4 protein-coding genes are annotated in these 4,607 nt (G+C 36.9%); 2 read left to right on the forward strand and 2 right to left on the reverse strand.

Annotated elements, in window-relative coordinates; genetic code table 11:
- Positions 1-1,864 (forward strand): hypothetical protein (locus ABWO41_RS15665; RefSeq protein ID WP_353140066.1); only part of this gene is annotated, 1,864 nt, incomplete at its 5' end.
- A gap of 85 nt (positions 1,865-1,949) precedes the next feature.
- Here the strand turns inward: ABWO41_RS15665 and ABWO41_RS15670 are convergent.
- Positions 1,950-3,293, reverse strand: coding sequence for a deoxyguanosinetriphosphate triphosphohydrolase (locus ABWO41_RS15670; protein WP_353140072.1), 1,344 nt, complete (start codon positions 3,291-3,293; stop codon positions 1,950-1,952).
- A 181-nt stretch (positions 3,294-3,474) separates the two neighbouring features.
- Here ABWO41_RS15670 and ABWO41_RS15675 point away from each other — a divergent pair, with 181 nt between their 5' ends.
- Positions 3,475-3,942, forward strand: coding sequence for a pyrophosphohydrolase domain-containing protein (locus ABWO41_RS15675; protein ID WP_353140068.1), 468 nt, complete (start codon positions 3,475-3,477; stop codon positions 3,940-3,942).
- A gap of 88 nt (positions 3,943-4,030) precedes the next feature.
- Here ABWO41_RS15675 and ABWO41_RS15680 read toward each other — a convergent pair whose 3' ends face one another.
- Positions 4,031-4,210, reverse strand: coding sequence for a hypothetical protein (locus ABWO41_RS15680; protein ID WP_353140070.1), 180 nt, complete (start codon positions 4,208-4,210; stop codon positions 4,031-4,033).
- Positions 4,211-4,607 lie beyond the last annotated feature (397 nt).

A 4,607-nucleotide genomic window follows, 5' to 3' on the forward strand; every position in this document is an offset into this window, starting at 1 on the left:
AATCTACTTTTTAACAGTTTTGGCCGTATTGTCTATGCTGTTTTTAGTGTCTTTACCAAAATGCAATGCCCAGATATTGGGTTGGCAGTTTGGAAACCCCGCCTCTGCAGGGAATGAAGCGAGTTATAATGCAACCACAGTTCATCCTAATCTGGAGGTTTCTACTTTAGTTAGAGGAACTGGACTCGAACCATCTAGTTTTCAGAGGGGATTCTCTTCGAGATTGCCTGCTGGTTCTACTGCTACGCTTGGGAATAGAGCAACAGCGGTTAACAATGATTTGTATCTTGAATTTAAAGTTAAGGCTAAAGAAGGCTATTATACTTCTTTAGCTGTTATTAATGCTAAATTGAGAAGAAGTGGGAAATCACCTTCAGGTGGGTATGTCTGGATGTATAGCTTGAAGAATGATGGAAGCGGTTTTACCCCAATAGGGGATGACGTAGCCTTTTCGGCAAATAATACAACAGATGGGGATGTTCAGGCACCAATTGATTTATCTGGTGTTACCGAACTTCAAAATGTTCCTTCTGCAACTACTATAACATTAAGGCTATATGTATGGGGATTTTTGAATGCTGCTAGTAATAGCTTTGCGATAGGACATTTAGATGCAGGAATGACGGAAAATGTACTTTCAGTAAATGGAATAGTTTCTAATGCACCAACAATACTGGCCTGGCAGTTTGGTGGTAATCCACATATAGATCCAATAATTCCTGCTTCTACTGGAGGCGAAGTGTCTTTCGATGCGACAACCAATGAATCTAATTTAGAGGTTTCAACATTGGTGAGAGGAGCAGGACTTAGGAATACTACAGATGTAGGTGGTGTAATAGCTTCGCCGAATGGTGCTGGTGGATTGTTTAATGCCACTTTAATAAATGTAATAGCTGGTGGGGGAACTAGGGACAATGCAAAAACTAACAATATGTATTTTGAGTTTAAGGTTAAAGCCAAAGCAGGATACTATGCGTCTCTATCAGATATCAATGTCCGTCTGTGGCGAAATGGGTCTACCATGGTTGCAGATAACTTACCAGGATATTGTTGGGCTTATAGTTTAGATAATGATGAACCTAGCTTTATCGGGAATTATACCGTTTTTGCCAGTTCGTCTGCAATAGTTAGGGATGAGTTTCCTGTTAATTTATCAGGAATTACGGCACTTCAGAATGTTCCTTCTACAAAAACAATTACATTAAGGCTGTACGTTTGGGGGTTTGCAAATGCGAGAACCAACCCATTTGCAATAGGACCTACAACTTCGGGGACACAGGAAAACGTACTTTCTATAGGAGGAAAAGTATCTAATACACTCCCGGTAAGATTTTCAGAGGTTAAAACCAGATTAAACAATAATGGCGTTGATGTATTGTGGAACACCTCGTTCGAAAAGAATAATGATTATTTCGAAGTACAAAGATCAGCGAATAGCAGCGATTTCTATAAAATAGGAAGGGTTGAAGGCGGGAGAAATTCAGATTTACAACAAACCTATTCTTTTCTGGATTTAAATCCTGCATTGGGACCTAACTATTACAGAATTAAACAGGTGGATTTTGATGGAGGCTTTATTTATTCGCCAATTGCCGTTCAAAAATTTTCTGCTGAAATAGTGAAACCGTTAACAGTGCAGGTATTAAAAGAGCAGCAACTATTAAAAGTTACCTTAAATTCATCTTATAATGGCCTGGTGCCTCTCGAAGTTGCCGGTATAGATGGCAGGGTAGTATATAAAGAAGATTTTAAATTGGAAAAAGGAGTGAATACACTGGTTCTCTCTTTAAAAGCAAAAAGCGGTATTTATATATTGCGTACTAAAATTGATCATAAAGCAACAGCTACGAAATTTATTTATTAATACCCTGAGAGATTACAGCTAAAAATATATTTAGTCAATAAGATTTTATTATCTACTAACCGAAGTATATATAGAAAGGGTTGTCTTACCTTATCGCAGGGAAAGACAGCCCTTTTATTTTTCCATACAATTCTACAGCATATAAATCCGTCATTCCGGACACAAAATCAAGCACAGACTGAATTTTAGAATAAGTATCTGTCTTGTCTGTCAGGAATTGTTTAGGAATCAGTTTTACTAATTTTTTATAGTAATGTGTGTCATTATGAATCAATGCCGGCACAAACTCTTCTAACAAACCCGCCATTACTTTATATCCTGCAACTTCCTTTTCTATAACCGAAGAGTAGTTGTATATTTTTTCGACCGAAATATCTTCTATAGCTTTCCATGCTTCTTTAAGCGGAGAAGAAAGCGATTCCGTTAAGCTCTGATTGAATGTTCCGTTTAATATCTGCTCTTGGTTATCGAAAAATATTCGGGTACAGTTCATAATCAAAGTATTGATAGCTTTTGCCCTTAACAGACCAACTTTAGCATCATTATCATCATAATCGGTTTCCAAACGGGCTTCTGTAGAATTACTGTTGGCTAGTGGAAGCAAATAACGCTTTACCTCGTCATAAGAAAGAATCTTTAAACGGTGGGCATCTTCCAGGTCAATAATGCTGTAACAGATATCATCGGCAGCTTCTAGAAGATAAACCAAAGGATGCCGGTGATAAATAACCGGTTCATCCTGAACTTTTAGCAATTGCAGCTCTTCTGCTATTCTTTTAAAGCTTTTCTGTTCCGATTGAAAAAAGCCGTATTTCTTTCTGTTAATAAACAGCTTATTCTTTCCTGCAATAGAAGCACAGGGATATTTAGCAATTGTAGCCAAAGTAGAATAAGTCAATGCATAAGAGTCGTTTCCTTTTCCATTAAAAGGATGGGTTAAAATTCTAATAGCGTTAGCATTTCCTTCAAAATGTATCAAATCTTTCCACTGAGCTTCAGAAACCTGGTTTTGATATTTTTTTCCGTCGCCATCGGTGAAATACCTGGAAATAGCTGCTTCGCCTGAATGTCCGAATGCCGGATTACCCAGGTCATGTGCCAGAGCGGCGGCGGCCACAATATTGCCAACTTCGCTAATTAAAGGAACTTCATGCAGCAGATCAGGGGTTTCATCCTGAACCAGATTATGAAATATTGTTCCCATAGAACGGCTAACGCTGGCAACTTCCAGACTGTGTGTTAGTCTGTTGTGGACAAAAACACTTCCCGGCAAAGGGAAAACCTGAGTTTTATTTTGAAGTCGCCTGAATGGAGATGAAAAGATAATCCGGTCATAATCTTTCTGAAAATCGGATCTCGCTCTGTCTGTGTAAACCGCTCTATCCTCTTGTCCAAATCTTTTATTAGAGATTAAATATTTCCAATCCATCATAAAGTCTAAATTTGAATGCAAGTATAGTAATTTCTAATTGTTAGTTGGTTAGTCTTTAGTTGTTAGTCTTGATACTTTACTTATTTGTTTCTTGTTTCTTGTATTTTAGCTTCGGTCTTCGGTCTCCGGACTTATTACTTTTACTTACATTTGTCCTTTCATAAAATTCAAAATTACAATGATTCAGGATCCTAAGCCATTGGAAAGTGTGGCAGAATTTCATACAACATTTAAACACCCTATAGAAGCAGCTCCGATAATTCCATCTAAAGAAAGATGCGAATTGAGGATTTCATTAATCGCAGAAGAATTAAAGGAACTTCAGGAAGCAATTGCCAATAATGATATGGTGGAAGTAGCAGATGCTTTTTGTGATTTGCAATATGTACTCTCGGGCGCTATTCTCGAATTTGGTTTGGCAGAGAAGTTTAAAGACTTATTTAACGAAGTTCACAGAAGTAACATGAGCAAAGCTTGTAAAACTGTTGAAGAGGCAGAGTCTACCATCGCTCATTACAATCAAAAGGATGGAACAGAAGCTTATTACAAAGAAGAAGATGGTTTATTCCTGGTATATAGAAAAGGCGATCATAAAACGCTGAAATCTGTAAACTATTCGCCGGCTGCAATCTGCGAAATGTTATAAGCAGAATTTTAAATCATAAACTTTTCAGGCTTCAGGCGTAGTATCATATGTCTGAAGCTGCATAAAGTATTCCGCTTAAAATGGAGCATTATAATGAATCACTATCATTATTATTCTCGTCTTTCTTTTCCGGTTTTAATTCCGATTGGATAATTTTATCCTGCAACTCCTCTTTATCCCGTCTGTTTTTCCTGCTTATCCAGATGAAAATAAAGAATAAACAGATGATAAATAATCCAAAGAGCCAATATTCCATAATCTTTTCCATCTCTTTAGTGTTAAGTCAACCCTTAAATATGGAACAAAAAAATAAACATAATGTTGTGCTTTTGTTAAATCAAAGGTGGGGGAAGTTCTTCGACTTTAAATTGCAAGAAAGACGATGACTTGACACTTTATGAATTGGTTGCCAATTTCGCTATCCCAACTATTATCAAAAGCAAACCTCCAAATAGAAAAACCGGTAGCCATAGCATAAAGGAGTACATCCCCCTAGTTGATATAATAGGATGAAGACTTTCACCAGAATATGTAAAGAGTGAAGCGGCAAGAACAAACATTATTGCACTTATACCTATTAAACCTAAAGCTATTTTGAGTAATAGATTCATTATATTTTTGTTAGGTTAAAAGTAGGATAAGTATACCCATTACAGTTATAAATC

It is taken from the genome of Pseudopedobacter sp., from assembly GCF_040392825.1.
GTDB lineage: Bacteria > Bacteroidota > Bacteroidia > Sphingobacteriales > Sphingobacteriaceae > Pseudopedobacter.